4 protein-coding genes are annotated in these 4,243 nt (G+C 65.8%); 2 read left to right on the forward strand and 2 right to left on the reverse strand.

What is annotated here, in order from left to right; translation table 11 throughout:
- Window positions 1–193: 193 nt before the first annotated feature.
- Window positions 194–376: a S1 RNA-binding domain-containing protein gene (locus AC068A_RS37150; RefSeq protein WP_478590716.1), complete on the forward strand. Its 183-nt coding sequence runs from the start codon at window positions 194–196 to the stop codon at window positions 374–376.
- A 319-nt stretch (window positions 377–695) separates the two neighbouring features.
- On the opposite strand, the gene AC068A_RS37155 is transcribed toward AC068A_RS37150, so the two are convergent.
- Window positions 696–1,871 (reverse strand): protein kinase domain-containing protein, encoded by a 1,176-nt coding sequence (locus tag AC068A_RS37155; RefSeq protein WP_478590713.1) that lies wholly within the window; start codon window positions 1,869–1,871, stop codon window positions 696–698.
- Window positions 1,872–2,200: 329 nt separating this feature from the next.
- On the reverse strand, window positions 2,201–2,677 hold the full coding sequence (locus AC068A_RS37160) for an RICIN domain-containing protein (RefSeq protein WP_478590714.1): 477 nt from the start codon (window positions 2,675–2,677) through the stop codon (window positions 2,201–2,203).
- A gap of 146 nt (window positions 2,678–2,823) precedes the next feature.
- Between AC068A_RS37160 and AC068A_RS37165 the strand changes: the two genes are divergently transcribed.
- Window positions 2,824–3,927 (forward strand): LysR family transcriptional regulator, encoded by a 1,104-nt coding sequence (locus tag AC068A_RS37165; RefSeq protein ID WP_478590715.1) that lies wholly within the window; start codon window positions 2,824–2,826, stop codon window positions 3,925–3,927.
- Window positions 3,928–4,243 lie beyond the last annotated feature (316 nt).

Below are 4,243 nucleotides of genomic sequence, written 5' to 3' on the forward strand. Positions count from 1 at the left end.
GCACAACCTCGCCCTCGCCGGATAGCCGAGCCACCCACACGGCGACCAACCATGCCCGAGGCAACAGGAAGATCATTTACGGGACAGCCCTTAGCTCAGAGGCCAGGATGTCCTTGCGAGCGACACAGCCTGACCCCTTCCAGGCGTTTTACGACCGCGGGTCGGCCAGGAACTGCATGGGCGGGTCACCAAACTGGTCCCATTCGGCGTTTTCGTTCAGGTCGCCGGCGGAATCGAGGGGTTGGTCCACCTGCGAGACCTCGCACACACGCCCGTGAATGCTCCAGAGGAGGTCGTCCAAGTCGGCCACGAAGTCACGGTCGTCGTTACCGAGACCAACCAAGAGCGCCGCAGGCTGGTCCTCTCCCGACGGTAGGGCTTCCACGACTCGGTGAGCCATCGTGTTGCCGCAGCGTGGTTCCCCAGTACGAGAGTCCCGGGGTGTTGATCGCTGCGCGGTGAATGCAAGGCCCCTGCCTCAACCCGGCGAATCCTATGCGGTTGGCTTTCTCGCTGCGAACTGGCCCCAGAAAATCGGCTCGACCTGGTACCAGTCCGTTGACCGTTCAACTCCGGTCCGAGATGGCTCCGCCGATGACCTGGGCATCAACGGGGCGCGAAGGCATCTCGAACGTTTGATGGGGCCAGCTTTGACCGGATGGCTGGGGCCGCCTCAGAACGAGAAAGCCATGCGGTCACAGCCCGGCTGGAGCCACTAGCGCAATCACAATGGCCGTCAGAAGGAAGAGCACCACTCCTCCGTGAAGAACCATGGCGACGGTCGTCTTGATCTTGACGGCCGTGCTCCATGGTCTGTGATGCCGGAGCGCCGCCGAGCATGACATCCACAGCCCCGGCAGCGCGAGGATGAGGGCCCCGAGGGCCCCGGGGACCGCCAGCCAGGCCGCATTGCTCTGGGCTCCCAGCAGCCATGCGAGCAGGCAGGATGCCTGGGCGATGAGCAGCTGGCGGGCGCGTGACAGCCGGCCGCGGGGGACGGCGGTCGGCGAGGGCTCAGGCGGCCGCGGAGGCACGTAGGGGGCCTGTTGCGTCCGGGCCGTGGGGGCGGGCTGGTGCAGCGCCGCGCGCATCGATTCCGCGTCCGGGTAGCGGTGCGCGGGCTCTTTCGCCAGGGCGCGGGCCAGTACGGCCTCCACCGCTGGGCCTGCCGCGATGCCCAGGGAGGAGAGGGTGGGCGGCGGAGTGGTGAGGTGCAGGTATCCGATCGCATAGCCGGAGTCCGCCTCGAAGGGGAGCCGCCCGGCGAGCATCTGGAACAGCATCACACCGACCGAGTAGAGATCGGACCGGCCGTCGATGTCTGAGCGGCCCAGTACCTGCTCGGGCGACATGAAGTGCGGGGTGCCGATCAGCAGGCCGGTTCGCGTGAGGGCGGTCCCGGCCCCCTCGGCGGCCCGCGCGATGCCGAAGTCCGCCACCTTCGCCGTCCCGTCCGCCGCCAGCAGCACGTTCCCCGGCTTGATGTCGCGGTGGACCAGCCCGTGCGCGTGGGCCACGGCGAGCCCGGCCAGCACTTGCGATGCGAGATGCAGAGCCTGCGCCACCGGCAGGGGACGCCCTGCGCGCAGCAGATCGGCGAGGCTGCGGCCATCGACGAGCTCCATCACGATGTACGGGACGGGCTCGTCCCCCATGTCGTGGACCGCCACCACATGCGGATGGCTGATGGCGGCCATGGCCTGCGCCTCACGCCGGAACCGGGCCGAATACCCGTCATCGAACGACAAGCCTGTCCGCATCGCCTTGAGGGCGACCATCCGGGCCAACTTCGTGTCGTAGGCCCGGAAGACTTCGGCCATGCCGCCGCTGCCGAGCTTCGCCTCGATCCGGTAGCGGCCACCGGCCAGCACCGCTCCGAGTCCTAATGTGTCCCCCACAGGGCCGAGCATGGCACACGTCACGTACGTGTCAGCAAAGTCGGGCATTTTGTCCCGGTAGGGTCCGTTGATGCGATAGAGAACCGCCGCCCAATGAGGGCTGACGGCGACCGCGAATCCCGTCGGGTTCGAGACATGTCCCTGAGATGCGCGGCTCAAAAACCGTGCACCCGGTTCCGACAGGAGAGCTGGGGAGCCGGTGGTGGGCGCTGCCGCATACCGACTTCGTAGGCGGCAGCGCCGACCGCCGCACTTGTGTGGGCATCCACCGGCACACCGAGGTGCTGCTTCAGTGCGGCCTCCTACAGCCAGCGCTGGTACTTGTTTCGATCGCCTTCATCGAAGTTCGTGTACACCGAACCCTCGAAGTTGCTGTCGAGGACCCGACCGGTTGCGACGTTCGTGAGCCGCCACCCCGTGGACCTCTTGACCTGATACCACTGCTGGTTGCGGTTTCCTTCTTCGCATACGCGGAGGTAGACGTCACCCTCCTTGTCGCTGTCGAGGCACCGATGCGCGTCCTGGTTGTTCACCACCCACATCCGGTAAGCGCCGTTGCCCAGCTTCTTCTCGTGCCAGCGCCCGTATTTGCTGTTGCAGTAGTCGGAGCTGGCGCCGACACCGTTTATTCCGTTGGTGGTGTACAGGCATTTTCCCGTGCGGGCGTTCTTCCACGTGACCGGACCACCTGCGGCGGCAGCCTCGCCGGCAGTTACAAAGATTGCAAGTGGCGCCAGGACTGAAGCGGTCGCCAGGTGGACGAGTGTTCTATTTTTCATGCGCGTACCTTCCTTACAGTGAATCACGAGAGCCGTCTCGTTGTTCCCGGCCACACTTTCCTCGACTAATGGAGTTTTGATGGAGTATCCCCTTGAGGCGGGGCTGCCCGCCTCAAGGGGAAAATGGCCTTCTGGGATCGTCTGGGATGCTGCTGCGAACGAAAATCTTGCCGCGTCTCATCTTGACCGCCGTCCAGGTCAATCCGGAAGGGGCTTTTGATGTGTCTGCAGATTCGATTGATACCCTCCGGTGCATGGTGCGACCGGCCTTCGCACCGGGACGGAGGACATTCGTGGCGGCTGACCCCAGCACGCACCAGTTACGTCTACTGCTCGCATTGGCTGAGGAGCTGCACTTCGGTCGCGCCGCCAAGCGCACGTTCATCAGCCAGCCCGCCTTCAGCCGTCAGATACGCGCGCTCGAGGAGCGCCTGGGCGTGGCTCTGGTGGAACGGTCGACGCGACGCGTCGAACTCACCGAGGTGGGCCGGGCTCTGCTGCCCCGGATACGTGCCGTGGTCGACGCAGTCACCGATCTTCAGGAGGCTGCCGAGACAGAGGCGGCCGCGCACTCGGGCAGTGTGGTGCTCGCCTCGTACACCTCAGCGCTTCCTGCCCTGCGCGTGCTGCTCGACTCGATGAGAACCGAGCGACATCCCGGCCCGGAGGTGCAGTGGCGCGAGATGGACTTTGTCGATCACGCGAGTGCCGTTCTGGATGGGCAGGTGGACGCCGTCGTGTGCTACGAGCCAGTGGCCTCGGGCCTGCGTTCTCTCCGCCTGGGGATGGAGCGGCGGTTGGTGTGCCTGCCGGACAGCCATCCGCTTGCGGACCGTAGCGCCGTGACCCTCGCGGACCTCGTCGGCCTGCCGGTCATTGGATTCGCACCCCATACACGTCCCGAGTGGCGTGCGTTCTGGGCAGCGGACCCGCGCCCCGACGGCACACCGGTGCGGTATACGGCGCACGCGGCAAGCAGCCTGGAAACCTGCGTCACTCTGGTCAGTCTGGGGCACGGTATCCGGTTCATCTCCGAGAGTTCCAGGGAGCTCGTGCCCCGGCCCGCTGTCCGCTACGTCCCCGTGACGGATCTCCCCCCCTGCACCGCCGTCCTCGCTTGGGCGGCCGCAAGGCCGGTAACCCCGGCACTTCGCTCACTGCTGCACATGCTGCGCGAGCATGCCCTTGCCAGGGACTCCCTCGAACCCGGCAGCGCCGGCCGCCGGTGGAACGCACTTGATGACCGATGAAGCTCCTCGGGCCTTGACCCCGGATCTTGAACACGTCTATGCGGCTCGGGTCAGGGTAGTTGATGTTGTGTGGAGGGTGTTCTCGTAGGCGATCGGAGATCGTTGTCCGAGCCTGAAGTGTCGGCGTCGGGTGTTGTAGCGGTGCAGCCAGCGGACGGCGTCGAGCCGGGTCTCGCGCTCACTCGGCCAGCCCTTTCGGACTTTGAGTGGGCGTTAAGTCTGATCTTCCTCGGTTCGTGATCGCTCGATCGTGGTACTGATCGCGGTCCGGACCGCCTCGTGGGCATGTCCATGTTGAGATGCGGGGCGTGAAGAG

This window comes from Streptomyces sp. NPDC043854 (genome assembly GCF_056436005.1).

Bases quoted from the DNA above. Each gene is read 5' to 3' on its own strand.
- AC068A_RS37160 (WP_478590714.1), bottom strand. From the start codon at position 2,677: ATGAAAAATAGAACACTCGTCCACCTGGCGACCGCTTCAGTCCTGGCG.
- AC068A_RS37165 (WP_478590715.1), top strand. From the start codon at position 2,824: ATGCTGCTGCGAACGAAAATCTTGCCGCGTCTCATCTTGACCGCCGTC.